This is a genomic window from Sphingomonas sp. R647 (genome assembly GCF_020177055.1).
Lineage (GTDB): Bacteria > Pseudomonadota > Alphaproteobacteria > Sphingomonadales > Sphingomonadaceae > Sphingomonas.
In genome coordinates this window covers 139,922-165,031 of record NZ_JAIQXT010000006.1, presented here as the reverse complement: position 1 = coordinate 165,031, position 25,110 = coordinate 139,922, and the positions used below count along the sequence as shown (strand labels likewise).

Below are 25,110 nucleotides of genomic sequence, written 5' to 3'. Positions count from 1 at the left end.
CAAAGGCGGCAAGGCGCTAGAGCTGCCTCAGACTGATGCTGCGTCCGGCGATTCGATCAGCACGCGCCGGTCGATTCGGACCCAGACCCCGATCGCGATGGCCGTTATCACCCAACCAGCGAGTTGGATATAGGCCAGAATTTCGCCCGTGAGGATGCTGGCGAACCACAAGGTCCCGCCGACGACAACCAGGCCATAGGGTGCGAGCAGCCACAACTGGGTCCACATCGTTCCGCGCGCGACCAGCAATTGCTGATGCACGTTGCAATAGACGGTGGGGACCAGCGCGATGACGATCAGCGCGAAGAGGTAGCCGTTCCCCCGGAAGCTATCGCCATAGAGCGCGAGGATCAGCGGCGAGGCGGCGATCACCACCCCGCTGAACAGCGTGGCGAGGCCGAGATTGACGACCATATTGTAGCGCTGCAGCCGGTGGACTTCGCCATGCTTCGCCTTGCCGATCGACGCACCGAGCATCGGCAGGATCGCTGAGGCGAGCGATCCCATCACCATCAGCACCGGCAGCCGCCACTGCACCCCGGTATTGATGATTGCGAGGTCGGTGAACCCGGCGGGCGAGCGCGACAGGACATAGTTGCCGAGCCACGCCGCCCCGCCCTGAACCACCGACAGCAGGCCGCTGGGGATGGAGAAGGCGAAGATGACGCTTGCGTGGGCGAATGCCGCGCGCAGATCGATGCCCGTGCGCAAGGTCCGGCGGTGGCTGCGCGCGGGGATTGCGACGGCGAGCAGGCGCAGGACATTCGCCGCCGCGACCGCCGCCATGACGTAATTCAGGCTTGGGGCCAGCAGGGCGACGGGCACGAGCAGGACAAACGCCGCGGCCGCCGTCCATGAGCGGGCGAGCGCGAGCACGCGAAACTCCTGCTTCGCCTGAAGCAGTGCGTCGCTAAGCCCCGCCTGGACCGAGGTGAGCAGGATCACTCCGCTGAAGATGATCGCCCAGCCATATTGGCTTTCGCCAAGCAGCCAGCCCGACAGGCCAGACGGCCAGAAGAGGCACAGCGCGAGGAAGGCGAGGGTGAGGCCCCAGGTCAGCCGGTCGGCGAGCAGCATCACTGCGCCCGCGCGCTCCGGATCGCGTTCGGAAAAGCGCGAGACGATCGAGATGACCGAATAGGGCAGTTGCAGCGACGCGATCGGCGAGGCGAGCGCGATCGTGCTGAGCAACAGCGCGTAACGGCCATAATCGTCGGCACCGATCGCGCGGGCAATCAGGATGGTCTGGACGAGTGCCGCCCCCCGCTCGACCATCGACGATCCCAGGATCCAGCCCGCGCCGCGCAGCCACGTCGCGACGGGGCTGGCTCCGAGCAGATAGGATGGCGCGAGCCGCGCGCGCAGCCACGCGACGCGGCTCATGCGCGACCCCGCACGATACCGCGTTCGGACAGAAGGTTGGCGAGTTCGCGCGCGCGCGCGTCGAGGCTGTAGGCCGGGACGCAGCGGGCATGGCCGGCGGCGGCGATGCGGCGGCGCGCGTCCTCATGCTCCAGATAATGGCCGATCCGATCGCACAGCGACGCGGCGTCGGCGAACACATCGATCTCTTCGCCCGGCACGAACAGCGATCGCACCTCGTCATTGTCGATATGCAGCATGAAGCCGCCCGACGCAGGAATCTCGAAAGTACGGGTCGAGGTCACGTCCTGCCATCCGTCGGGCGGGACCGGGCCGTGGTGCATCGCGACGTTGATGCGGCTTTCTTCGATCGCGCGGGCGAAATAATCGCCCATCAAGGGATGGCCGAGGAGGTGAGGCTCAAGCGCGGTGCCACGTGCCGGCTTGCTCCAGCCATTGCCGATGACTGCGATTTTCCGGTCGGGAAACGCGCGCGCGACGGCGAGCATATAGTCGAACTTGTAGGGCGAGAAATTGCCGATGTGCGAAATGTCCCAGCGATAGGGAACAGCGTCGCGATACTGCCGCGCGTGGACCAGCGGCGCATAGCCGTGATGGACGAACCCCGTCCGTTCCGCGCCATAGGTGTCGCGCAGGTGATCGAGATGGTAGCTCTTGGTCGAGACGATCTGGTCGTAAAGCTGGTATGCTTCGGGCGATGAGCCGGCGTGATTATAGGCGACGTCGGGGTAGAAATTGACCAATCGCACGCCACCCGCCCGCAGTGCGGCAAGGGTGTCGGCGGTGATGTAACTTCCTTTGACCGTCAGCATCACCTCGGCATCGATCTGATCCGCCTGCTCGAGAATCTCGCGATTATAGGCCGCGATTCCATAGGGCGTGAGGAGGCGGTTGGCGATCCGGTGGATCAGGCCGTTCGCCCGACCGAGATAGGCAACGAGATCGACCTCAGCGACGTCCCACCCCTGGTTGCGCAGGCCCTGCGCCAGCGCACGGCCGGTGCAGCCATGCCAGAACTCGGTTGCCATGAGGGCGCGGACCGGCCGCCGGACGTCAAGCGCAGACGGCATCGAGCGCTTCCATGACGCCCGCAACACTGCGGCGCATGTCGAGTTCGTCGAAAATCTCGAGCGAGCGCTGCGCCATCGCTGCGCGCTGCGCCGGATCGGCGGCGAGGATCGCCAGCGCCTCGGCCAGCGCGGCGGTGTCTCCGCACGGATAGACGATCACATTCTCGCCATCCCGCGCGATGTCGGTCGGGCCGACTGCGCCGATCCGGTCGCTGTAGATCATCGGCAGGCCCATGCACGCGCCTTCGGACGTGATCAGCGGGTGCGGGTCGGCTTGCGAGGGGTGCACCAGCACATCGGCGGCGGCGTAGAGCGCGGGCAGGCGATCGACATTGACGAAACCGGCAAAGCGCGCGGGCAGGTTTTCGGCCGCGGCGCGCGCCTTCAGCTCCTCGAACAGTTCGCCATTGCCGGCGAACAGCGCGCCGATGCCGTGCCCCGCATGGAAGCGGGCGAGTGCGTCGATCAGGTCCTGTGGCCGCTTGCGCGCCGACAGCTTGCCGACGAACAGCGCCAGCATTTCGTCCTCGGGAATCCCGAACTCGGCGCGCACCTGCGCCCGCAGCGCAGCGCGGTCCGCACGGGCGGCGCGATACGTGTCTTCGTCGATGGTGAAGGGCGAACGGAAGATGCGGTCGGCGGGCGCGCCGAAATGGCGGTAATACTCTTCGTTGCGGTCGCCGACCGAGAGGAAGGCGGAGATGCGCGAATAGACGAGGCGGACGAGCAGCGACTTGACCGCCTGCTTTAGCCCACCGCGTTGCTGGAGCAATTCGCTGTCGGAGATGATCATCGCCGGCACGCGATTGCGTCCGCACCACCACAGCGCGCGGCGGACATTGGCCTGGTTATAGCCGTAGAGGAGCACCGCGTCGGGCCGGAACGCTGCCAGCCGCTCGGCGACCTTGGAGCTGCTCGGCCAGCTTGGGCTGGGCTGCTGGCCGGGCCGGGCATCTTCGAGGAATTCGTGCGAATAGCCGCCGAGCATTTCCATGTTCCAGGAAATCTCGGCGTTCATTTCCTCGTCGAAATACGCCTGGACCCCGACCGGCGCGCCGAAGATCAGATGGACGTCGAGATCGTCGCGCGCGGCGAGCGCACGGTAGAAGGGGACGAAATGCTGGATCGGATGGGTGACGACGATCGCCAGCCGCTTGGAGGAAGCCATGAGTTCGGATCCGCCATCTTGAGTCGTTAAGCTTTGCGCGCTTCGACGAACACGCTTTCGGGCGCGCGTTCGGCTAGGTCGAGCGCACCCGGGTCGGCAATGCCGGTTTCGCCCGGTGCATATTCCGTGGCATCGACGAAGCTCGCCTCTTCGAGCGCGCGGCGCATCGACGGGCCGTTGTACATCCACTGATGATGCCGCTCACCGACCAGACTATGCTTGAGCGTGCCGACGATGCCGCGCGTCGGTTCGGACACGACGCATAGCCCGTCCATGAACGCGTCGGGGTCGGCGTTATCGCGATACAAATTGATGTGATAGTCGAGGTTGGGGACCGCAACGCGCAGGACGCCACCCGGCTTGAGAACGCGCTTTGCCTCGGCATAGAAGCTCGCCGCTTCCTCGCGGGTCAGATGCTCGACCATATGGCTGGTATAGACGACGTCGGCACTGTTGTCGGCGACAGGAATGTGGCGCACGGCATCTGCCCAGCGAATGCCATGCTCGCGCACGACCGCCAGATAGGGTTCCTTGCCCCGCAACAGGCCGGCTGCCCTGAAGATCGCGGCAAGCGCCGCGCTGTTCGCGGCGCGCACGGTCCAGCTATTATCGAAATTCTGCCAGCCGGGCGTGGGTGTCATTCCGCAGCCTACATTTAACCGTACACTGCTCATGTTCCACCCAGTATCTATGCCATCCCCGCCAGCGCCCTTTACACAAGACGCCCGGGCTGTCGAGAACTCTGGTAAGGCACGCAGTCCCGATATTTACCAAAGTCTTGCCCACAGCAGCCTGACGTCGCGCATAGAGCGAGGTCGGTCACGCTGTGCCGGTGGTTAGCCTGCGGTTGATGCAGATTCGAACGCTGGTCAGGCGGGGTCGGGCACGATCACATAGTCGCCGCCCATCAGCGCGTCGGGCGCGGATTCGTGCAGTGCGATGCCATGGGTTGCGCCGTGGCGGACCCCGGCGATGCGGTAGAAGCGCGAGCGCTCAGGGGCCAGGGCAACGATCTGTGCGGCCTCGTCTGGCGCGATCCGCGCGCCGCCGCCGAGTTCGATCCACAGCACCGGGCGGTCGCGGCGGATGGTCTCCTGCAAACCCTGCAGCACCGAAATCTCGAAGCCCTGCACGTCGCACTTGATTGCATCGATCGGGCCGACGTTCAGCCGGGTGAGCAGTGCGTCACCCTGTTCGACCTGCACCGTCGCGACGGCTTCGAGCGGCGCGTCATACTGGTCGGTGGTGACGAGCGTGCCGAGGCCGCCATTGTCGCCTGCGGGTGAATAGAGCTGAAAGCTGCCCGGCTCCGCGCCCAGGCCGAGCTGGTGCGGGGCGACGTTGGTGGCGCGATTGAGTGCAAGGTTGCGCTGGAGGCGGCCGAACACCAGCGGGTTCGGCTCGAAGCTGTGGACTTGGGTAAAGGCGCGCGAAAACTGCAGCGCATGCGTGCCGACATTCGCGCCGATGTCGAGGATCGTGCGGCGGCGATTGGCGGGGATGCGCGACAGGAAGGCGGCGATCTCGTCGCGCTCATAGCCGCCGAACAGATAGGCCTGGCGCTCGACAAAGGAATTGAGCTCACCCTCGACCCACACCCCGTCATTGGCGACACGGAAGTTCCCCGTCGGGCCGGCAAGGCGATTGGCCAGCGATCCCCAGCCGCGCAGATGGCGCAGGCCGCGCAACGCGCGAACGGCGCGTGCGGCGACGCCCGGGTGCAACTCGCCCTGGGGTGTCGTTCCGGTCAATGCTGGTCCCCCTGACCTTCGGCGCGGGCGTGCGGACGGTCGCGCGGCGGATTGCAGAAGGGTCCGGAAAGGTCAAGCGTCACAGGCGGCTAGCTCCTGGAACAGCGCGGTCATCTCGGCCGCAGCCTCGTTGCCGGCGAGGAAGGCTTCGGCCCGCGCGCGCGCGCCGTGCCGCCATTCGGTGAGCGCTTCGGCGGGCAGCGCGGCAAGCGTGTCGATCGCGTCGGCCAGCGCCGCGCGATCGTCTAGCGGCAGGTCGAACCCGGCGTGATCGGCGGCGAGGTTGCGCCACGGCGTCTCGGTTCCGATCAGCACGGGCGTTCCCGAACAGAGCGATTCGAAGATCGCGTGGCCGAAATTCTCACTGCGTGAGGGCAGGAACATCAGATCCTGCCCGGCCATCGCCTCAGCAACCTCGGCATTGGCGAGTTCGCCGCGATGTTCAGCGGTCACATGGCCCGGCAGCGCGGCGATCAGCTCGCGGCAGCGCGCCCAATGCGCGGGGTCGCTGATCGGCCCGTAGATCGAATAGGCGACCGGCGCGCGCACCTGCGCAAGCGCTTCCAGGGCCACGTCCAGCCCCTTGACCGGCGAGATGCGCCCAAGGAACGCGACGCGGAACGGTTCGCCGTCCCCGCGCGGGCGGTGCGTGGGAAGCGGGAAGGCCGGGCGGGCATTGCCGATCAGGTCGATGCGGTGGCGGGGAAAGGCGGCGCGGACATCGCTGCGCTCGGCTTCACTGGTGACGTGGAAGGTAACGCCGCGCATCAGTCCGGCGAGGGTGACGAGCTGGCGATACGCCGCCTTGCGTCCGCCCTTCAGGCCCAGCGCGCCGCCCGAAAACTCCCCGCGCGGGGAGAGAATGACCTGCGCGCGCGATCCGCGCCCGAAGCGGCGGGCGATCAGCGCGGGAATCGTGAACTCGCGGTCGAAAAAGCCGTTGAGCAGCAGGATGTCGTGAGGCGTCTCGCGCAGCAGCTTGGCCAAACCCTGCGCGCCGGTACGGCCGACCGGAAGATAGTGCGCCTGCGCATAGCCAAGGTCGTGCCACCGCCCGGCCTCGACCAACGGCTCCGCCGCGCCGAACGCACGATCGCGCGCGACGATGCGGAAATCGAACCGGTCGCCGAGCGTCTCGCACAGCGCCTTGATGCTGAGGTTCGGGCCGGTCGCCTCATGTCCCGGCCAGAAGGCGCCGATCAGGATCAGGATCGTCGGACGGGTGCTCATGCCGCGGGGAGCGCGAAAGTGATGCCGTAGCGCGACTTCAGATAGGCGGGGAAGCTGTCGATCCCGTGCGCCGCAATATGCGTCCGCGCCTCGTCGATCTTCGCGTCCATCAGCATGAAGAACCAGAAGCCGTGGAGCGAATGCCACACGAACCCGCGCCGCCCGTCGAGAAAACCGAGCCGCAGGAAATAGCGCTGCACGAAATAGAGCACCGCGCGCAGGTACAGCGGCGCACCGCCATAGATTGTGTGGCGCAGGAAGCGCTTGAACTTCGCCGCCGGGGTGACTGCGCCGGGTTCGTCATGGTCGCGCACCACGCCCTGTTCGCGCAGCACGAAGTCTATCATCTGCAGCGTCGCATAGCGGTTATGCTTGTCGGTCCACCAGCCGATATCGCGGAGATTCTCATCGACCAGATCGCCGCCGGTGATGCGTTCGACCTGGCCGCGCTCGATCAGCAATTTCTCGTCCATCCAGCGGCTTTCCATCCGCGCGCGGCCCGGCCGCCACATGCGCGTCAGCCAGGTGCGGTAATAGCCGCCCCAGCGGATGAACTTGCCGCGAAACAGCACCTTGAGCTTGAGGTCGAGCGCCGACACGTCATCGGGCAGCGTCGGCGTGCGGGTGCGCAGCGCGTCGAGCAGGCCGGCTTCCAGATACTCGTCGCAATCCATGCGCAGGATCCAGTCGGTGTCGATCCCGGTGTTGTCGGCACCCCATTGCACCTGCGCGCCATGCGTCGTGAACGGGTTCTGATAGACATCCGCGCCCAAGCCCCGCGCGATCTCGACCGTACGGTCGGTCGAGAAGCTGTCGACCACGACGACGCGTCGCACCAGCGGACGAATCCGCTCGATGCACCGCGCGATGTGCACCTCCTCGTTGAACGAGATGATCAGCGCGGTGATCGAAGGCGCGGAAGCGTCCATCACACCCCGGCGATGTCGAGCGTCGCTTCACTCACCGCGATCAGCTCATCAAGCGGGATCGGCGCGGCGGCGCCGTCGCGGGCCGCGGCGTAGAACGCCTTGACCAGTCCCGCCTGCCCCTTGTCCTGCGCCGAGGCGGACTGGGTCTTGGTCTTGCCGCCGGTGGTGATGTGCAGCTTGCGGAAATCGTCGAGCCGGACGACCGTGCCGGGCGCGAAAATCTCGAGATATTCCTTGGGCAGCGATGAATCGCCGAGCGAGGAATAGAGGATCGTGCCGGTCGATCCGTCGGCAAAGCGCAGCACCGCGGAGACGGTATCGTCGATCCCTTCCGGCCGGAACGCGCTGACTGACACCGGCGGGCCGCCGGCGAGGAAGGTGAGCGCGTCGACGAAGTGGCACGCTTCGCCCACGATGCGCCCGCCACCCTGTGCGCCGTGCAGCCAGCTATCGCCCGGCACATGTCCTGCATTGACGCGATAGTGCATCGCGATCGGGCCGGCGCGCGACGCAATCGCCGCCTTGGCCGCGATCATCATCGGGGCGAAGCGGCGGTTGAAGCCGACCGTCAGCACGCCCGGAGCGCCCTCCGCCGCCGCGACGACATCGGCGAGCTGTTCATGGTCGAGCGCCAGCGGCTTTTCGACGAACACATGCTTGCCCGCGCGCAGCGCGGCGGCGGCGAGGCTGGCATGGCTGTCGTGCCGGGTGGCGATGAACACGCAATCGGTGTCGGCATCGTCCATCACCGCCTGCGGATCGGTCGCGGCGTTGGCAAAGCCCTCGCGCTGCGCGGCGTCATGCGCCGACAGGCCGGTCGAGGTGACGACGGTGGTCAGCCGCTCCTTGCTCGCTTTCTTGAGCGCGGGGACGAGCACCGATTTGGCGTAATTGCCGAAACCGATGAAGGCGGTGCCGCGCCCGGTCGCCGCCGACGAAGTGTTGACCGGGATCGACCGCGCGATCGGCGCGGGGGTCTCGGGATAGGTCAGCAGGATCGCGAGGAACGGCTCGTCCGTGTCCATCAGCTTGTAGGCCGCTTCTGCCTCCGCGATCGGGAAACGGTGGGTGACCAGCTTGAGCGGGGTCACGCGGCCTTCGGCGACCAGCTCCAGAAACGCCTGCATGTTGCGCTGTTCGGTCCAGCGGACATAGGCGAGCGGATAGTCATGCCCTTCCAGCTCATAGGCCGGGTCGTGGCGGCCGGGGCCGTAGGACATCGATAGGCGCAGATCGAGTTCGCGCTTGTAGAAGGGCTCGCGGTCGATCTCCATGCCGGTCAGACCGACCATGACGACGCGGCCCTTCATCCGGCTGATCTCGGCGGCCTGGTTGGGCGGGGTCGATGATTTGCTCGACGCCGTGACGATCACGGCGTCCGCGCCATAGCCATCGGTAAAGCCGCGCACCGCTTCGTCCAGCGCTTCGCTGACCGCGACATCGGCGCCCATTTCCAGCGCCAGCTTGGCGCGGCCCGGATTGGGATCGAAGCCGAGCACGCGGCAGCCATTGGCCTTGAGCAGCTGAACGGTGAGCTGGCCGATCAGGCCGAGCCCCATGACCACGACGCGCTCGCCCAATGTCGGGTTGGCGACACGCACGCCTTGAAGCGCGATAGCGCCGAGCGTGACGAAGCTCGCTGCCTCGTCGCACACGCCCGCCGGGATGCGGACCGACAGGTTCTTGGGCACGGTATTGTATTCGGCGTGGTTGGCCACCGCCGCGCCGGCACAGGCGATACGGTCGCCAACGGCATAGCCGCCCGCTTCCGCGCCCGCCTCGACCACCGTCCCGGCGAGGCTGTAGCCGAGCGGGATCGGGGTATCGAGCTTGGCGAACACCTTCTGCACCGTGGGCAGCAGCCCTTCGTTGCGGATTTTCTGCAGCGTCTTGCGGACCAGATCGGGCCGCGCCATCGCCTTGCCTGCGAGCGAGCTGCGCGCGAGGTCGATGATCTGCTTTTCGGTGCCGGCGCTGATCAGCGAGACGCGCGTCGCGACGAGATTCCGACCCCGGCCCGAGCGCGGCACTGGCGCTTCGATCAGGCGCAGCACGCCGCTGCGATAATTTTGTTCGACCTGTTTCACTTAAGCCCCGTTTCCCCGACCGACGCGGCCATGAATGTGACGTCGCTCTCAAAACAACCGCTGGGGAGTGTCAAGCACAGACGTTGCGTGGATGATTCGCGGCCCATGTCGGGCCACCATGTTGCAGCTTCGAGACGCAGCGGCTGCGATGCCTGGATGATAAGCTGAGCGCCGCCCCGGCGCAGCGTCGCGGTGGTGCCGTCGAGCGTTACTTCGCACTCCGGGTGGAGCAGCATCCGCCAGGTGGCGGGGTGCCATGTCCCGCCTTCGATCCGGTCGTGCAGGCGGAAGGTGTCGCCACGCGCCTCGATCCGACGGGTGACGATCGGGCGGCCGGGGAGGTGTGTATAGCCGTCATGGCTGCCGGCCAGCGTCAGCGCATCCGGCTGGACCTCGGCCTCGCTCACCCACACGCGTGGGCGGCGGCCGCAGCGGAATGCGCCGAAAAAATCGGCCGGTTCCGCGCCGTCGAGGCCAAGGACATTATGATGGTGCGCGCTGCGGCTCTGGTCACGGCGGGTGCCTGGGACATATTCGAATACGCCCTGATCGACGATCATCCGCTGGCCCGCGACCGACAGCTCGATGCTGCCGATATCGCCATGGGCATGGGCGGGCAGGTCGTCCGGACCGATCCGGCCATGGTCGGCGATCAGGGTCAGGAGCGGCGTGTGCAGCCCGAAATAGCCAGCGGTGGGGAGGGCGAAGCCGCCCTGCGGCTGCGGGACTGCGCGGCCGGTGGAGGCCATGTAGGCGGTCAGGCACTCGCCGGGAGGATAGGCCATGGTCAGGCCGGCATCGTTGAACAGCGCGGGGCCGCCATCGGCATGGGCGAGCAGGGCAGTCGCGCGCGCCATGCCGTCGAGTGCGCGCTCGAGCGCTTGCGGTGCGGCGGTGCCGAGCGCGTCGCTTGTCTCGATCAGGTCGGCAAAGACCTGCGCGTGGTAGGAGGGTGAGCGTTCGTAATGCACGCCATCGGCCAGCACTTGTCGCGCCAGTTCCTTGTCGAGCAGGTCGATCGCCCGCGTGCGCCAGCGCTCCGCAATCGTGCCGGAGAAGAACGCCGCGCCCCAGCTCAGCGCCTTGATATTCTTGACGAGATGGTTGCCGCCGATGTCCAGTTCGAGGTTGCGTTCGAGGAACGCCAATTGCTCGGCAAGGCTGGCGTGGATCGGGGCCAGCGCTGGATCGCTGGGGTCGAGGTCCCAGGCCGCAATCCGTTGCATCCACACCACGACGCGGAGCGAGAGGGTGTAGCTGTTCCAGCTGTCGTGCCAATAACCCGGCTGCCACGGCGGATTGGCGGCGATCCACTGGTGGATCAGCGCGATGCCGGCGTCCGCGTCGAGGCCCTCCAGATACTCCATGTAATGGAGGTTCATCCGCCACAGCTGGTTGGCGACGCCGGGGCCGGGGGCGTCCCAGTCGATCGTCTCGCCCATCTCGACCGCGCGGCCAAGGAAGGTGAAGCGCCAGCCATTGGCGGTGCGCTCGACCTGTCCGGTGCGCGGGAGGAAGCGGGGCGCGGGCGGGAGGGGAGCGGGTTCGAGTTGGCCGGGTGCGAGGCCGTCGAGCCCGGGCGGGTTCTTTAGTGACCGGCGGCGCTGGAGCGTCAGCCGCCCGCGCGCGAGCAACTGGCCAATGGGCACATGGCGGGCAAAGGCGACGCTGCGGCGCAGACGGGTGAGGCGACTCATCGTGCCGCGACCAGCGCCTGCATCTCGCCAAGCAGCCGTTCGGCGAGCACGCGGCGGTCGAACTCACGCGCGACGAAGCTGCGGCCGGATTCGCCGAGTTGCGCGGCAAAAGCGGGATCGTCGGCCAGTCGCGTCACTGCCGCTGCCAGCTCTTCCGCCGACTCCGGCGTGATCGCGATGCCCGCGCCACCTGCTTCCATCAGTGCGTTGGCCTCGCCCTCGACGCCCATGATCATCGGGCAGGCCATCGCCATTGCCTCGAACATCTTCGACGGGATCACCGTCTTGAACGTATCGACGCGGCGCAGCAGCACCAGCGCCGCGTCGCTCGCCGCCCAGATGCCGGGCATCGCCGACTTTGGCTGCTGGCCGAGCATCACGACGTTGGACAGCCCACGCGCGGAGACTTCGGCGAGCAGCCGTTCCCGCTCAGCCCCGTCGCCGACCAGCAGGAAGGCGATGTCGCTGCGGTCGCGCAGCAGTTCTGCCGCCTCGAGCACGGTGTCGAGCCGGTGCGCCATGCCGTGCGTGCCGACATAGGCCGCGACGAACTTGCCCGTCAGGCCGTGGGCGGCGCGGAATAGGGTCTCCGCCGCAGCATCGGGGGTGGTGAAGGTGGTGAGATCGACGCCGTTCTTTACGACCGCGATCGGCCCGTCGCCCCGGCGTTCGCGGATATGCGGCACGAATCCGTCGGTGACGGACACGACCAGATCGGCCTTGCGATAGGCGAAGCGCTCGATTGCCTCGAGCAGCTTGATCGCCGCACCGCGCTTCATCGCGCCGACGGTGACGATGCTCTCGGGCCACAGGTCACGGATCTCCAGCACCCACGGCCGCCGCTTGCGCTTGAGCAGCCAGCCGGCAAGCCCACAGAAGAATTGCGGGGACGTCGACAGCACCACATCGGCCTTGGGCAGCCGCCACATCCACACCAGCACCGAGAGCAAATAGGATAAGTAATTGGAAATGCGCGGCAGAAAGCCTTCATTCGCCGCGAGCCAGGTCCACAGCCGGATCACGCGGACCCCGTCGCGTTCCTCCTCCTGCCATAGCCGGTTGCGATAGCCGGGATAGGCGCGGCCCGTCGGATGGTTGGGGACACAGGTGACGACCGTCACTTCATGCCCCGCCTGCGCCCAGACGCGGGCATGTTCGGACAGGCGCGACGCGGGCGCGTTCACCTCGGGCGGGTAATAATGGGTGAGGACGAGTATCTTCACGCGCGCGGCTCCGCGATGGCGGTCATGGTCACGCTGCCAGGCGCGCGGGATCGCCGAAATAGCGCGCCAGCGCCTCGCCCGACCATTCGCGGCCCGATCGGCGGGTGCGGATGTCGCGGGTCGCGCCCTTCAGCCATCCGGTAACTGGAATGCCGAACCCGGTCTTGGGCTTGTTGAGAATCGCGTCGGGCAGCGGGGTCGAGGGGGCGTTGCCGAGCATCGCCTTGCCCGCGCCCGGGGTCAGGCCCGGCAGGATCGGGGCGAGCGCCTGCAACAGCGTGAAATCGACCAACGGCACGCGGATCTCCAGCGAATGCGCCATGCCCGCCCAGTCCGAATCGCGCAGCAACTGGTTGCGCATGTAATTGCAAGATTCGAGCGCGGCGACGCGGCCATTGGCGCTGCCCGGATCGGGGGTCATCGTCGCTGCGATCAGCCCCTCGGGGTCGAGCTCGGCGAGGCCCTGTGCGGCCATGCCGGGGTCGATCGCCCCGTCGAGTTCGAACGGCAGCAGCACCGCGCGGCGCAACAGATAAGTGCCCGCCCAGCTGCGCGGCAGATCGAGCAGCCCGGCAAGCTTGGGATTGCGCGCGAGCAGCCCGGGGGCGAGCAGCTTGAGCAACGCCCGGCTGGCGCTCCCCGCACCGGGGACATGCGCGACGTGGCCGAACACGCGGCGCGTCTGCGGGATGGTACGGAAGGTCGAATAGCCCGCGAGCAGCTCGTCGCCGCCAAGGCCCGACAGCGCGACCTTCAGCCCCAGTTCCCGGGTCGCCTTGCTCACGAACCAGCTGTTGATCCCGTCGATCGTCGGCTGGTCCATCGCCGCGAAGATCGCGGGCAGGTCGCCGCGAAACTCCTCGGCGCTGATCTGGCGGACATGATGCTCGACGCCGTACAGCGCGGCGACCGATGCTGCGCCCGGCACTTCGTCGGCGGGGGTCCCGGAAAATTCGGGGAAGGCGAGGGTGCAGGCGCGGATGCGCTGTGCCCCGCAATCGCGCATCAGGCCGACCAGCGCGCCCGAATCGACCCCGGCGGACAGGAAGGCGCCGACCTCGACATCGGCGACCATATGGTGCCGCACGCTGTCGCGCAGCGCTTCGGCGACATCGACCGCGCCGCCATTTCGGCCCTCGGCAATCGCCTGCGCAACCGAGGCATAGCGGACGGGTTCGCCGACTCCATTGGCATCGACCGTGATCCAGCTGCCCGCCGGAACGGCGCGGATCGCACGGTAGATGGTGAAGGGCTCGGGCACCGACCCCATCAGGTGAAAGCCGGTAAGACCCGCTGGCGACGGCTCGCGCGAGATGGACGGATCGGCGACCAGCGCCTTCACCTGCGACGCAAAGGCGATCCGGCCCTGCGCATCGGCATAATAAAGCGGCTTGATGCCATAGGGGTCGCGCGCCAGCGTCATGCGCCGCTCGACCGCGTCCCAGATGGCGAAGGCGAACATGCCGCGCAGGCGGGGCAGCATCGCCGGGCCGTGCGCGGCGAACAGCGCCAGCAGCACTTCGGTATCCGATCCGCTCGCGAACCGGTGGCCCTGTGCCTCCATCTCGGCACGCAGCGTCTGGTAGTTGTAGATCTCGCCGTTGAAGACGAGCGCATAGCGGCCGCTGTCATCGCGCATCGGCTGCGCACCGCCGTCGCTCAGATCGATGATCGACAAGCGGCGATGCGCGAGGCCCACGCGGGCATCGGCGTCGATCCACAGCCCGACGCCATCCGGCCCGCGTGCCGCCATCGCGTCGCGGATCGCGATCAACCGTTCGGGATCGACTGCAAGCGCACTGTCGCGATGCGCGAACATTCCGGCGATACCGCACATCGGATCAGGCGTCCGTTCGCGGCGGTAGCAGCCGGTTGGCGAAGTAGAGCATCAGATGCAGCACCACTGCCGCGCTGATCGGGCCGATGATGTCGGGCACGAGCATCCCGTCGATGCGCGATCCGGTCCGCAGGCCGAGCGCGACGACCAGCAGCAAGTGCCACGACTCCCGCTGCAACGCGACGACGTTGTAGATCGACCACAATGCGAGCACCGGCGCCATCAGCGCGGAGAACAACGCAACCCCCAGCCAGCCGAACGTCCAATAACCCTCGGCCGGGATGCTGGGGCTGGTCGACGAGTTATAGTTGCCGTTGGCGCGGAAGGTGAAGTCGCGCCCGATATCGGTGATGATCGGCTTGTCCGGATAGACGATGCGCGGGATCCAGACGATGAAGATGTCGCGCAGCGTGTCGCCCGGAATGCCCTGATCATACAGGCTGATCGCAAAGGAACCGGCGTTGACGTAGCTCAGCCGCGCCCAGCCGATCTGATAGTCCGGATCATTGGGCCGGGTCTGCTCAACGCCCGCGGCGCGCGCGTTGAGCGCCTGAAGCGTTTCGGACAGCACTGCGCGGCCCGTTTCGCTGCGCGTCACCAGCCCGCGTGCCTCGGTGACGATGTCGGCGACGAGGAAATAATAGGGCACCAATATGCCGACGATCAACAGCAGCCGCCGGAACGTCACCTTGTGGTAGAGATAGGCGATCGGCAGCATCAGCGCCGGGAAAATTGCGGCATATTTACTGAGCTGGATGATGCCGACGATCGAATCGATTACGGTCAGCGCGAAAATCAGCCAGAACCAGCGCCGACGATTATTCCGCAGCGCCCAATAGCCGACGAGAAAATAGCCGACATAGGCGAACTGGCCGAGCTGAACGATGATGTTCGGCAGGGTGAACTGGATGATCTCAAGCGAGGCGGGATAGATCAGGAAATAGTTGATCACGGTCCCGATGCCGAGGAACGTGAAGCCGATCGTCTCTGTCGTCAGGTTACAGGGCGAAATGAACTTCAGCGTCTGGCGGCTTAGGCTGCGTGCCCGGAGCGGGCCGACGATTCCGGCTACGAACACCAGCAATGTCGCGTGGAACACCGCGACGACGATGTTGAATTTGAGCACGTCGCGCGGGTAGTAATCGAAAAAGCTCGCGAGCATCGCCCGCGTCTCGTCGTTGAGGAACAGGGTTATGAGCGACCCGATGCCGAGATAGCCGACGACGCCGATGCGATACCATAGCAGCGGTGACCACAGCGTGTATCGGTTGGCCAGCACCATCCGGTAGATCGCCCAACTGACGACGATCGAGAGCAGCACAGGGCCGACATAATTGGCAAAGGTGGTTGCCCCGGCGCCATAGGCGATCAGGAAGCCATAGAAGATCAGCAGCGCGAAGGTGCCACCAATCTCCTGAATGGTCGGCATCAGCCCGGCCATGGGGTCTTCCCGCGCGGCATCTACCGAAGCCGCGGAAACGACCTGGTTCCGCGCCTGCGGGACCATCCAGGGCAACGAGCGCGCCGCCATCAGTTGCGCGACGCCAGCGCGATGCAGTCGTCGCCGTCCCAGATCACGGTATCGAGCGTGAAGCCGCGGCGTTCGACCTCGGCCAGAAACGCCTTTACGTCACCGCCGAATGCATGGACCTCGATCCCGATCCGGTCGGCCATGTCGAGCAACCGGCTCTGCGGATCGAGCAGGAAATACTCGCTGCCCTCGATATCGCATTTCAGGAACGCGATGCGGTCGATGCCGTAACGGGCAATGAAATCGGGCTCGGACAGTCGCTCGGCATCGGTATAGCTGGGGTCAGTGGCGACGTCGCTGATCTGCTGCGGGCTGAAGATGCCGACAAAGGCGCGGCACAGCTGTGCGCGATCGGCGAACCCGTTGGCCGCCATTGTCGCGTTGAACTTGGCGACGTTGCGCGCGCCGGGCTCGACCGCGATCACCCGCGCGGTCGGGTTGCTCGCCAGCGCCATCGCGCTGAAATTGCCCATATTGGCGCCGAGGTCGACGACCAGGCCATTGTCGGGAATCTTGAGAAAGCCGTCGCGCGAATAGACTTCGCGGACCCAGATTTCGCGCAGGCCACTGAACGCCTGTTCGCCCACCAGCCGGGCCTTGGCGGTGCCGTGGCGCGCGACGAACGGGCCGGTGCCCATCGCCTTGTCGGCGGCGAGCAGGTTACGCGTCTTGAGCGCGGCGGGCATCGTCACCGCCACCGCGCCCGCCCATTGCAGCGCGCGCGCAGGCCCGGCCACGCGGATAATCCCGAAAAAGTCGCGAAGCAGCTTGCCAATCATTCGGTTTCTCGACGCGGGTGGCCGCGGAATGCGGCGGGACGGGGCCGCGACCGGCAATAGTCAGAAGCTTGCTGCGATGCACGCGGATTTTCGGCTTTTTGCACGCGCTTGGCGCGGATCACGCGGTGGTGGCCATCGGCGCGGTCCGTTGCGCCCGTGCATCCAGCCGCGCGTTGATCCAGCGCAACAGCGGTCGTTCGACGAACTGATAGACCAGCACGCCCAGCACCACGCCGCTGCCAATGATCAGCGCCATCGCAATCACGCGCGTCTCGGGCCCGGCCAGCCCGACACTACCGACCAGCCGCCCCAGCACCCGCTGCGGAATCTCGTGCCACAGATAAATGGCGTAGGATGCGTTACCGAGCAGCATCATCACCGCATGCAGCCGCCCGCGAAATCGAATCGCGGGATCGGCAAGCAGGACGACCCAGATCGTCGCCGCGATGCCGAACCACGGGGTCAGCGCGCGGGCGGCGCGCTCTGCCCCCTCCGGTGGGACCGGGCCAAGCAGGAGCGCGACATCGCGGGACGCCGCCCAGGCAAAGATGGCGAGGCCGAGCAGGCCCAGCGCAATCTTGCCCCATGCCGGGATCTGCGGGCGCGCGCGAACGATGAAAAACGCCAGCACGCCGAGCGAGAAGAGGAAGGCATAGGCCGATCCGACGAGGGGAATCCCAGCGGTCGCCTCGCTCAGACCCGGTACCATCGTCAGGACATAGCCGGCCACGCCCCAGGCGAGCAGCGCGGCGATGAACAGCCAGCGGCGGATAAAGGCGAGCAGGAACAGCGCGTAAAACGCCATCTCATGGGTCAGTGTCCACAGCGCGGGGGGCGCATAAGTGAAGTCGAACGGGATCAGGGTCAGCGACACCAGATACTCGATCGGCCGCATCGGCATACCGCCGACAAAGCTGAGCACCGCCCAGGCGATCACGACCAGCGCGACGGGCGGATAGATGCGCACCAGCCGCTTGCGGATATAGGCGGGCACCTCGCCCGCCGCGCCAATCCGGTCATAATGGATCCAGCAGATGATGAAACCGCTGAGGACGAAGAACAATTCGACGCCGGCATGGCCGAACATCAACCCGACTTCCCAGCTGCGGACCGGCTGATATCCGCCGGGGCCAAACACGCAAGCGGCGTGATAGGCGACGACGAGGATCGCGGCGAGCGCGCGAAAATATTGGAGCGACGGCAGTAACTTGGTCGATGAATTGCTCACAACTGACGCATTTTCGACCATAATTTCACCCTCGTAACAATCTCTTCCTTTAGTGGAATAGAATCAAGCTGTCGCCTTGATTGCGGCACTGCGGCAAAGCGCCTATCTGCGGGGCAATAACGGGAATTTTGCGTGGTCTTGTCGAAGCTCAAGGGAATGTTCGGAGCGTCATCTGCGGCGCGGTCGGCGTCGGCGGTGTTGCCCGATGGCGAGCGCGTGTATGCGATCGGCGACATTCATGGCCGCTACGACCTGCTCACCGATCTGCTCGATCGGATCGACGCCGATGATGCCGCGCGCGGGGATGCGCGGACGCGAATCATCTTCCTCGGCGATCTGGTCGATCGCGGGCCCGATTCGGCGTCGGTGGTCGAATTGCTGGCGACGCGCGATTTCGGCGAGCGCCAGGTCGACTTCCTGCTCGGCAACCATGAGGAAGTGTTCCTCAAGGCGCTGGGCGGCAATCTCGAAACCATGCGCTTCTGGCTGCGTATCGGCGGTGAGGAAACGCTGCTGAGCTATGGCACGCCGCTCGAACTGATCGACCGCGGCCTCGCCGATGAACTGGTCGAGGATTTCCTGCCGCGCGTGCCGTCGCACCACATCGCCTTCCTCCATGCGATGACCGACATGGTGCGGATCGGCGACTATTGCTTCGTCCATGCCGGCGTGAAGCCGCATGTCGCGCTCGACCGCCAAAAGCCCGAGGATCTGCGCTGGATCCGCGAGCAATTCCTCAACTTCGGGGGCAATTTCGGCGCGACCGTGGTCCATGGCCACTCGATCGCGGCGGAGGTCGAGGAGCTGCCCAACCGCATCGGCATCGACACCGGCGCTTACTCCACTGGCCGGCTGACCGCGCTGGCGCTCGAGGGTGGTGAGCGTTGGTATCTCGCGACCGAAGGTGCGCGGGGCTAGTCCGCCTTCTTGCCCACGCCCACCAGCGTCAGCCCGGCGCGTGCCACTTCTTCGGCGGGATAGATGTTGCGCAGGTCGACCAGCAGCGGCGTGCTGAGCAGCTTCTTCATTCGCCCAAGGTCCAGCGCCCGGAATTCGTCCCATTCGGTGACAATCACCAGCGCGTCGGCACCCTCCGCCGCGGCATAGGGGCTCGCCGAGAATTCGACGTCCTTGAGCAACGGGCGGGCCTGTTCGACGCCTTCGGGGTCATAGGCGCGGACGATCGCGCCGGCGTCCTGCAGCGTCTGGATCACCGCCAGGCTGGGGGCGTCGCGCATGTCGTCGGTATTGGGCTTGAAGGTGAGGCCGAGGATCGCGACGGTCTTGTCGCGCACTTCGCCGCCCATCGCCTTGATCACCTTGCGCCCCATCGCGCGCTTGCGGCTGTCATTGACCTGCACCGTCGCCTCGACGATCCGCAGCGGGGTCTCATTGTCGTCGGCGGTCTTGAGCAGCGCCAGCGTATCCTTGGGGAAGCACGATCCGCCATAGCCGGGGCCGGCGTTGAGGAACTTGCGCCCGATGCGGTTGTCCATGCCGATGCCGCGCGACACTTCCTGCACGTCCGCGCCGACCTGTTCGCACAGGTCCGCAATCTCGTTGATGAAGGTGATCTTGACCGCGAGGAACGCGTTGGCGGCGTATTTGATCAGCTCGGCGGTGCGGCGCCCGGTGAACAGCAACGGTGCCGATTGGTTGAGCGAGAGCGGGCGATAGATGTCGCGCATCACCTGGCTCGCGCCCTCATCCTCGCTGCCGATGACGACGCGGTCGGGGCGCTTGAAGTCGGCGATCGCCGCGCCTTCGCGCAGGAATTCGGGGTTGGAGACGACGGTGATGCCCTTGTCGGGGGCGATCCGCGCGACGATCCGCTCGACCTCGTCGCCGGTGCCGACGGGTACAGTCGATTTGGTGACGATCACCGCCGGGCCGTCGAGGGCGGCGACGATCTCCTCGGCCGCCGCGAAGACATAGGTGAGGTCGGCGTGACCGTCACCGCGCCGGCTGGGCGTGCCGACCGCGATGAACACCGCGTCCGCGCCCTTGACCCCTTCGGCGAGGTCAGTGGTGAAGGACAGGCGCCCCGCTTTGACGTTCGACGCGACCAGCTCGGCGAGGCCGGGCTCATAGATCGGCATGACATTCTGGTGCAGCAGCTCGATCTTGCGCGCGTCCTTGTCCACGCAAACCACGTCGTGCCCAAAATCGGAGAAGCACGCCCCGGAAACCAGGCCGACATAGCCAGTGCCGATCATCGCAATACGCACGCTTGGTGTCCCTTTCGTCGCGGCTCTCCGCCGCCCTATGCACAGCCGCAGCGCGCCATGCGACCCAAAAATGGCGTTTGAGGGGCAGGGCGCAAGGGCCCGCATCGTGCCTGATGCGGTCTAAACAAATACTAGATCGCAGGCGGCGGGCGTGGTCCATAGATGACCGCCTATGAATTCCCTGACACATCTTGCCCGGCTGGAGGCCGAGAGCATCCACATCCTGCGCGAAGTGGTTGCCGAGGCCGAGCGGCCGGTGATGCTCTATTCGGTCGGCAAGGACAGCGCGGTGATGCTGCACCTGGCGAAGAAGGCGTTCTTCCCCGCGCCGCCGCCATTCCCGCTGCTGCATGTCGATACCACGTGGAAATTCCGCGCGATGTACGATCTGCGCGACAAGGCGGCACGCGATGCCGGGATGGAGTTGCTGGTCCACCACAATCCTGAGGCGATGGCGCGCGGGATCAACCCGTTCGACCATGGCGGGCTGCACACCGACATGTGGAAGACCGAGGGGCTAAAGCAGGCGCTCGACAAGTTCGGCTTCGACGCGGCGTTCGGCGGCGCGCGGCGCGACGAGGAAAAGAGCCGCGCGAAGGAGCGCGTGTTCAGCTTCCGCTCCGCCAGCCACCGCTGGGACCCCAAGGCGCAGCGGCCAGAGCTGTGGCGGCTGTACAATGCGCGCAAGGCAAAAGGGGAGAGCATCCGCGTCTTCCCGCTGTCCAACTGGACCGAGCTCGACATTTGGCAGTACATTCGGGCCGAGGGGATCGAGATCGTCCCCCTCTATTTCGCCGCGCCGCGCCCGACCGTGGTGCGCGGGGGCCTCACGCTGATGGTCGATGACGACCGCTTCCCGCTGGATGGCGAGGAGCCGGTGATGCGCTCGATCCGCTTCCGCACGCTTGGCTGCTACCCGCTGACCGGTGCGGTGGAGAGCGAGGCGGCGAGCCTGGACGACGTGATTCAGGAGATGCTGCTGACGACGACATCAGAGCGTCAGGGCCGCGCGATCGATCACGATCAGGCCGCGTCGATGGAAAAGAAGAAGCAGGAAGGTTACTTCTGATGACCTCCTCCTACCGCCCCGACGCGCTCATCGCGTCCGACATTTCCGCCTATCTCGAACAGCATCAGTCGAAATCGCTGCTGCGCTTCATCACCTGCGGGTCGGTGGACGACGGTAAATCGACGCTGATCGGGCGGCTGTTGTATGATTCGAAGATGATCTTCGAGGATCAGCTTGCCGTGCTCGAAGCCGACAGCAAGCGGGTGGGGACGCAAGGGCAGGAGATCGACTTCGCGCTGCTCGTCGACGGCCTTGCCGCCGAGCGTGAGCAGGGGATCACGATCGACGTCGCCTATCGCTTCTTCGCGACCGAAAAGCGCAAGTTCATCGTCGCCGACACGCCGGGGCATGAACAGTACACCCGCAACATGGTCACCGGTGCGTCGACCGCCGACCTCGCCGTCATCCTGATCGACGCGCGCAAGGGCGTGCTGACCCAGACGCGGCGGCACAGCTTCCTCGCGCACCTGATCGGCATCCGTCACATCGTGCTGGCGGTGAACAAGATGGATCTGGTCGGGTACGATCAGGCGACGTTTGATGGCATCGTCGCCGACTATCGCGCGTTCGCCGACAGCATCGGGATCACGGCGTTCACCGCAATCCCGATCTCGGGGTTCAAGGGCGACAATATCACCGGCACCAGCGCGAACACGCCCTGGTATTCCGGCCCTTCGCTGATCGATCATCTCGAAACCGTGCCGGTCGGCGATGACGCGGCGGCGCGCCCGTTCCGCATGCCGGTGCAATGGGTCAACCGCCCCAATCTCGATTTCCGGGGATTCGCCGGCACCATCGCCAGCGGATCGGTCAAGCCGGGCGATGCAGTACGCATCCTCCCCTCGGGCCGCACCAGCCATGTCGCGCGAATCGTCACTTATGACGGCGATCTGGCGGAGGCCGGGCGCGACCAGTCGGTGACGTTGACGCTGACCGACGAGGTCGATTGCTCGCGCGGCGACGTGGTCGTCGCGGCCGACGCACCCCCAGAGGTCGCCGACCAGTTTCAGGCGACGATCGTGTGGATGGATCAGGAGGAGCTGCTCCCCGGTCGCGCCTATTGGCTCAAGCTCGGCACGCAGACGGTCAGTGCGACGGTGCAGCCGCCGCGCCACGTCATCTGCGTCAACACCATGGCGGAGCTGAGCGCCAAGACGCTGGCCCTCAACGATATCGGCGTGGCGGAGGTCTATACCGACCGCCCGGTCGTGTTCGAATCCTATGCCGACAGCCACGACCTCGGCGGCTTCATCCTGATCGACAAGCTGACCAACGCGACGGTCGCGGCGGGGATGCTCAACTTCTCGCTGCGCCGCGCGCAGAATGTCCATTGGCAGGCGCTGGAAATCACGCGCGAGGCGCATGCCGCGCAAAAGGGCCAGCATCCGCGCCTGTTGTGGTTCACCGGCCTGTCGGGATCGGGCAAGTCGACGATCGCCAATCTGGTCGAGAAAAAGCTGCACGCGTTGGGCAAGCACAGCTTCCTGCTCGACGGCGACAATGTGCGCCATGGGCTGAACAAGGATCTGGGCTTCAGCGACGCCGACCGGGTCGAGAATATCCGCCGGGTGGGCGAGGTTGCCAAGCTGATGTGCGACGCCGGGCTGATCGTCCTCACCGCCTTCATCTCGCCCTTCCGGGCCGAGCGCGAACTGGTGCGGCGGATGCTGCCCGAAGGCGAGTTCTTCGAGATCTTCGTCGACACCCCGCTGGAAGAGGCCGAGCGCCGCGACGTGAAGGGCCTCTACAAAAAGGCGCGGGCGGGCGAGATCGCAAATTTCACCGGCATCTCCAGCCCCTATGAAGCGCCGATTACCCCGGAGATTCGCATCGATACGCAAGCCATGACGCCCGAGGCCGCCGCCGATCTGGTGGTCGAGCATATCCTGGGCATCTGGTCGCCGGTGCTGTGACGATGGCGGTCGATGATGCAGTGCTTGCGCGCCAGGTAGCGGATGCCGCCGGAGCGCTGCTGCGCGCGATCCAGGATGATGGCGCGGATGGGGCGCGCGGGGATCGCGAGGCGAATACGCTGATCCTCGACCTGCTCCGCGCCGCGCGGCCCGATGATCCGATCCTGTCGGAGGAATCCGCGGACGATTCGGCACGGCGCGATTCGCGGCGGGTGTGGATCGTCGATCCGCTCGACGGGACGCGCGAGTTCGGTGAGGGGCGCGAGGACTGGGCGGTGCATATCGGTCTGTCGATCGACGGCGTTGCCGCGGTCGGCGCGGTGGCGCTGCCCCGGCGCGGTATCACGCTCTGCACCGCACAGCCGCCGGAACTGCCGCCGGCCGCAGCAACGCCCCGGATGCTGGTCAGCCGGACCCGGGCGACGCGGCTTTGTACCGAGGTTGCGGCGGCGATCGGGGCCGAGCTGGTCGGCATGGGATCGGCCGGGGCCAAGGCGATGGCGGTCGTGCTGGGGGAGGCGGAAATCTACCTCCACTCCGGCGGACAATATCAGTGGGACAATTGCGCTCCCGCCGCAGTCGCCGCTGCAGCCGGGTTGCATGTCTCGCGGATCGACGGGTCGCCGATCCGCTACAACGAAGCCGAGCTGTCGCTTCCCGACCTGCTCATCTGCCGCCGTGAGTGGGCGGCACCGGTGCTGGAACTGGTCGCGAAGAGCGGAGTGTGCGGGTGAAGCAATAATCCTCCCCCGCAAGGGGGAGGTGTCGCCGAAGGCGATGGAGGGGGAGGACGGCTGTGTCCTTGAGCCTCTTGCCCCCTAACTTCTAGCCGGCGTGCTTCCGCCCCCTCCGTCACGCTACGCGTGCCACCTCCCCCTGGCGGGGGAGGATAGATTTGCGATCAGCCCTTCTCCGCCGCGACATGCTCGCGGTACCAGCGGACGAACTCGGCCACGCCCTTTTCCACCGTGGTCGCCGGCACGCGGCCGGTCAGCGCGCGGAGCAATTCCGGCGATGCTTCGGTGGCGGGGACGTCGCCGGCCTGCATCGGCAGGAAGTTCTTCTTCGCGGTCATGCCCAGCGCCGACTCAAGTGCGGCGATGTAGTCCATCAGCGGGGTCGGCGTGCCGCCGCCGATATTGACGACGCGGAACGGAGCGGCGGGCGACAGGCTGTCATGCGCCACCGGCTCCTTGCCGGGTACCGCCGAGACCAGATCGACGATCGAGCGGACGAGATCGTCGACATAGGTGAAGTCGCGCGCCATCTCGCCGTTATTGTACACGTCGATCGCCTCGTCGCGCAGCATCGCATCGGCGAATTTGAACAGCGCCATGTCAGGCCGGCCCCACGGCCCATAGACGGTGAAGAAGCGGAAGAACGTCATCGGGATACCGAACAGATGGGCATAGCTGTGCCCCATCAGCTCGGTCGCACCCTTGGTCGCGGCATAGAGGCTCATCGGCGTCTGGGTACGCTGCAGCTCGTCGAACGGCATCGCCGTGTTCGCGCCATAGACCGAGCTGGTCGAGGCGGCGAGGAAGTGGCGGACGGGGTTGTGCCGCGCCAGCTCCATCAGGTTGAACGTGCCGACGATGTTGGTGCCGACATAATCGGCCGGATGGTCGATGCTGTAGCGCACGCCGGCCTGTGCGGCGAGGTGGATGACCGCGTCGGGCGCGAAGTCCTGCCACGCCTGCGTCAGCGCCGCGCCATCCTCGATCGAGATGCGCGCCAGTTCGAAATTGGCGTGGTTGGACAGGATTTCGTTGCGGCGCTCCTTGAGCGACGGGTCGTAATAGGGGGTGAAATTATCGACCCCCAGCACCTTCGCGCCCGACTGGAGCAGCAGGCTGGAGGTGTGGAATCCGATGAAGCCCGCAGACCCGGTGACGAGGACGCGGCGGTTGGTGAGGTCGTTCATCGGTATCCATTCCCTTGCGGTTTGCCGCGCGCCTAACCCAAAGCCCGGCCTTGTTCTACGGCC

At 66.3% G+C, this 25,110-nt stretch carries 20 protein-coding genes; 4 read left to right on the top strand and 16 right to left on the bottom strand.

Annotation, left to right across the window (positions count from 1 at the left end; translation table 11 throughout):
* Positions 1-27: 27 nt before the first annotated feature.
* From K9B35_RS16350 to K9B35_RS16285, 14 genes are all read right to left on the bottom strand, one after another.
* Positions 28-1,383: an oligosaccharide flippase family protein gene (locus K9B35_RS16350; protein ID WP_224923051.1), complete on the bottom strand. Its 1,356-nt coding sequence runs from the start codon at positions 1,381-1,383 to the stop codon at positions 28-30.
* Entirely contained in the window at positions 1,380-2,411 is a 1,032-nt protein-coding gene (locus K9B35_RS16345) for a glycosyltransferase (protein ID WP_224923050.1), read from the bottom strand. The genes K9B35_RS16350 and K9B35_RS16345 overlap by 4 nt, the downstream gene beginning before the upstream one ends.
* 25 nt (positions 2,412-2,436) lie before the next feature.
* Positions 2,437-3,621: a glycosyltransferase family 4 protein gene (locus K9B35_RS16340; RefSeq protein ID WP_224923049.1), complete on the bottom strand. Its 1,185-nt coding sequence runs from the start codon at positions 3,619-3,621 to the stop codon at positions 2,437-2,439.
* A gap of 26 nt (positions 3,622-3,647) precedes the next feature.
* Positions 3,648-4,262 carry a class I SAM-dependent methyltransferase gene (locus tag K9B35_RS16335; protein WP_224923048.1) on the bottom strand — a complete coding sequence of 205 codons (615 nt, stop codon included), beginning with the start codon at positions 4,260-4,262 and terminating at the stop codon, positions 3,648-3,650.
* A 228-nt stretch (positions 4,263-4,490) separates the two neighbouring features.
* Positions 4,491-5,372, bottom strand: coding sequence for an FkbM family methyltransferase (locus tag K9B35_RS16330; RefSeq protein WP_224923047.1), 882 nt, complete (start codon positions 5,370-5,372; stop codon positions 4,491-4,493).
* Between the two features lie 72 nt (positions 5,373-5,444).
* On the bottom strand, positions 5,445-6,602 hold the full coding sequence (locus K9B35_RS16325; RefSeq protein WP_224923046.1) for a glycosyltransferase family 4 protein: 1,158 nt from the start codon (positions 6,600-6,602) through the stop codon (positions 5,445-5,447).
* The gene (locus K9B35_RS16320) at positions 6,599-7,531 is read right to left on the bottom strand and encodes a glycosyltransferase family 2 protein (protein WP_224923045.1); all 933 of its coding nucleotides are present in this window, start codon (positions 7,529-7,531) and stop codon (positions 6,599-6,601) included. Before K9B35_RS16320 ends, K9B35_RS16325 begins: the two co-directional genes overlap by 4 nt.
* On the bottom strand, positions 7,531-9,618 hold the full coding sequence (locus tag K9B35_RS16315) for a bi-domain-containing oxidoreductase (RefSeq protein WP_224923044.1): 2,088 nt from the start codon (positions 9,616-9,618) through the stop codon (positions 7,531-7,533). The genes K9B35_RS16320 and K9B35_RS16315 overlap by 1 nt, the downstream gene beginning before the upstream one ends.
* Entirely contained in the window at positions 9,615-11,315 is a 1,701-nt protein-coding gene (locus tag K9B35_RS16310) for a heparinase II/III family protein (protein ID WP_224923043.1), read from the bottom strand. The genes K9B35_RS16315 and K9B35_RS16310 overlap by 4 nt, the downstream gene beginning before the upstream one ends.
* Positions 11,312-12,538 carry a glycosyltransferase family 4 protein gene (locus K9B35_RS16305; protein WP_224923042.1) on the bottom strand — a complete coding sequence of 409 codons (1,227 nt, stop codon included), beginning with the start codon at positions 12,536-12,538 and terminating at the stop codon, positions 11,312-11,314. Before K9B35_RS16305 ends, K9B35_RS16310 begins: the two co-directional genes overlap by 4 nt.
* A 28-nt stretch (positions 12,539-12,566) precedes the next feature.
* A complete protein-coding gene (gene asnB, locus K9B35_RS16300; RefSeq protein WP_263622660.1) occupies positions 12,567-14,375 on the bottom strand; it encodes an asparagine synthase (glutamine-hydrolyzing) in 1,809 nt (602 codons plus the stop codon).
* A 4-nt stretch (positions 14,376-14,379) separates the two neighbouring features.
* The gene (locus tag K9B35_RS16295) at positions 14,380-15,816 is read right to left on the bottom strand and encodes a hypothetical protein (RefSeq protein WP_224923040.1); all 1,437 of its coding nucleotides are present in this window, start codon (positions 15,814-15,816) and stop codon (positions 14,380-14,382) included.
* 89 nt (positions 15,817-15,905) lie between these two features.
* Positions 15,906-16,685: an FkbM family methyltransferase gene (locus K9B35_RS16290; protein ID WP_224923039.1), complete on the bottom strand. Its 780-nt coding sequence runs from the start codon at positions 16,683-16,685 to the stop codon at positions 15,906-15,908.
* Between the two features lie 118 nt (positions 16,686-16,803).
* On the bottom strand, positions 16,804-17,913 hold the full coding sequence (locus K9B35_RS16285) for an acyltransferase family protein (protein WP_224923038.1): 1,110 nt from the start codon (positions 17,911-17,913) through the stop codon (positions 16,804-16,806).
* 132 nt (positions 17,914-18,045) lie between these two features.
* Between K9B35_RS16285 and K9B35_RS16280 the strand changes: the two genes are divergently transcribed.
* A complete protein-coding gene (locus tag K9B35_RS16280) occupies positions 18,046-18,831 on the top strand; it encodes a metallophosphoesterase (RefSeq protein WP_224923037.1) in 786 nt (261 codons plus the stop codon).
* On the opposite strand, the gene K9B35_RS16275 is transcribed toward K9B35_RS16280, so the two are convergent.
* Positions 18,828-20,141, bottom strand: coding sequence for a UDP-glucose dehydrogenase family protein (locus K9B35_RS16275; RefSeq protein ID WP_224923036.1), 1,314 nt, complete (start codon positions 20,139-20,141; stop codon positions 18,828-18,830). The genes K9B35_RS16280 and K9B35_RS16275 overlap by 4 nt on opposite strands.
* 172 nt (positions 20,142-20,313) lie before the next feature.
* Here K9B35_RS16275 and cysD point away from each other — a divergent pair, with 172 nt between their 5' ends.
* From cysD to K9B35_RS16260, 3 genes are read left to right on the top strand one after another with little or no spacing between them, the layout of a single operon-like run.
* On the top strand, positions 20,314-21,210 hold the full coding sequence (gene cysD, locus K9B35_RS16270) for a sulfate adenylyltransferase subunit CysD (RefSeq protein WP_224923035.1): 897 nt from the start codon (positions 20,314-20,316) through the stop codon (positions 21,208-21,210).
* Entirely contained in the window at positions 21,210-23,123 is a 1,914-nt protein-coding gene (gene cysN / locus K9B35_RS16265; RefSeq protein WP_224923034.1) for a sulfate adenylyltransferase subunit CysN, read from the top strand. The genes cysD and cysN overlap by 1 nt, the downstream gene beginning before the upstream one ends.
* A 2-nt stretch (positions 23,124-23,125) precedes the next feature.
* Complete coding sequence (locus K9B35_RS16260) at positions 23,126-23,857, top strand: 3'(2'),5'-bisphosphate nucleotidase CysQ (protein ID WP_318245981.1); 732 nt, start codon at positions 23,126-23,128, stop codon at positions 23,855-23,857.
* 167 nt (positions 23,858-24,024) lie between these two features.
* Here K9B35_RS16260 and K9B35_RS16255 read toward each other — a convergent pair whose 3' ends face one another.
* Positions 24,025-25,047 carry an NAD-dependent epimerase/dehydratase family protein gene (locus K9B35_RS16255; protein WP_224923033.1) on the bottom strand — a complete coding sequence of 341 codons (1,023 nt, stop codon included), beginning with the start codon at positions 25,045-25,047 and terminating at the stop codon, positions 24,025-24,027.
* Positions 25,048-25,110 lie beyond the last annotated feature (63 nt).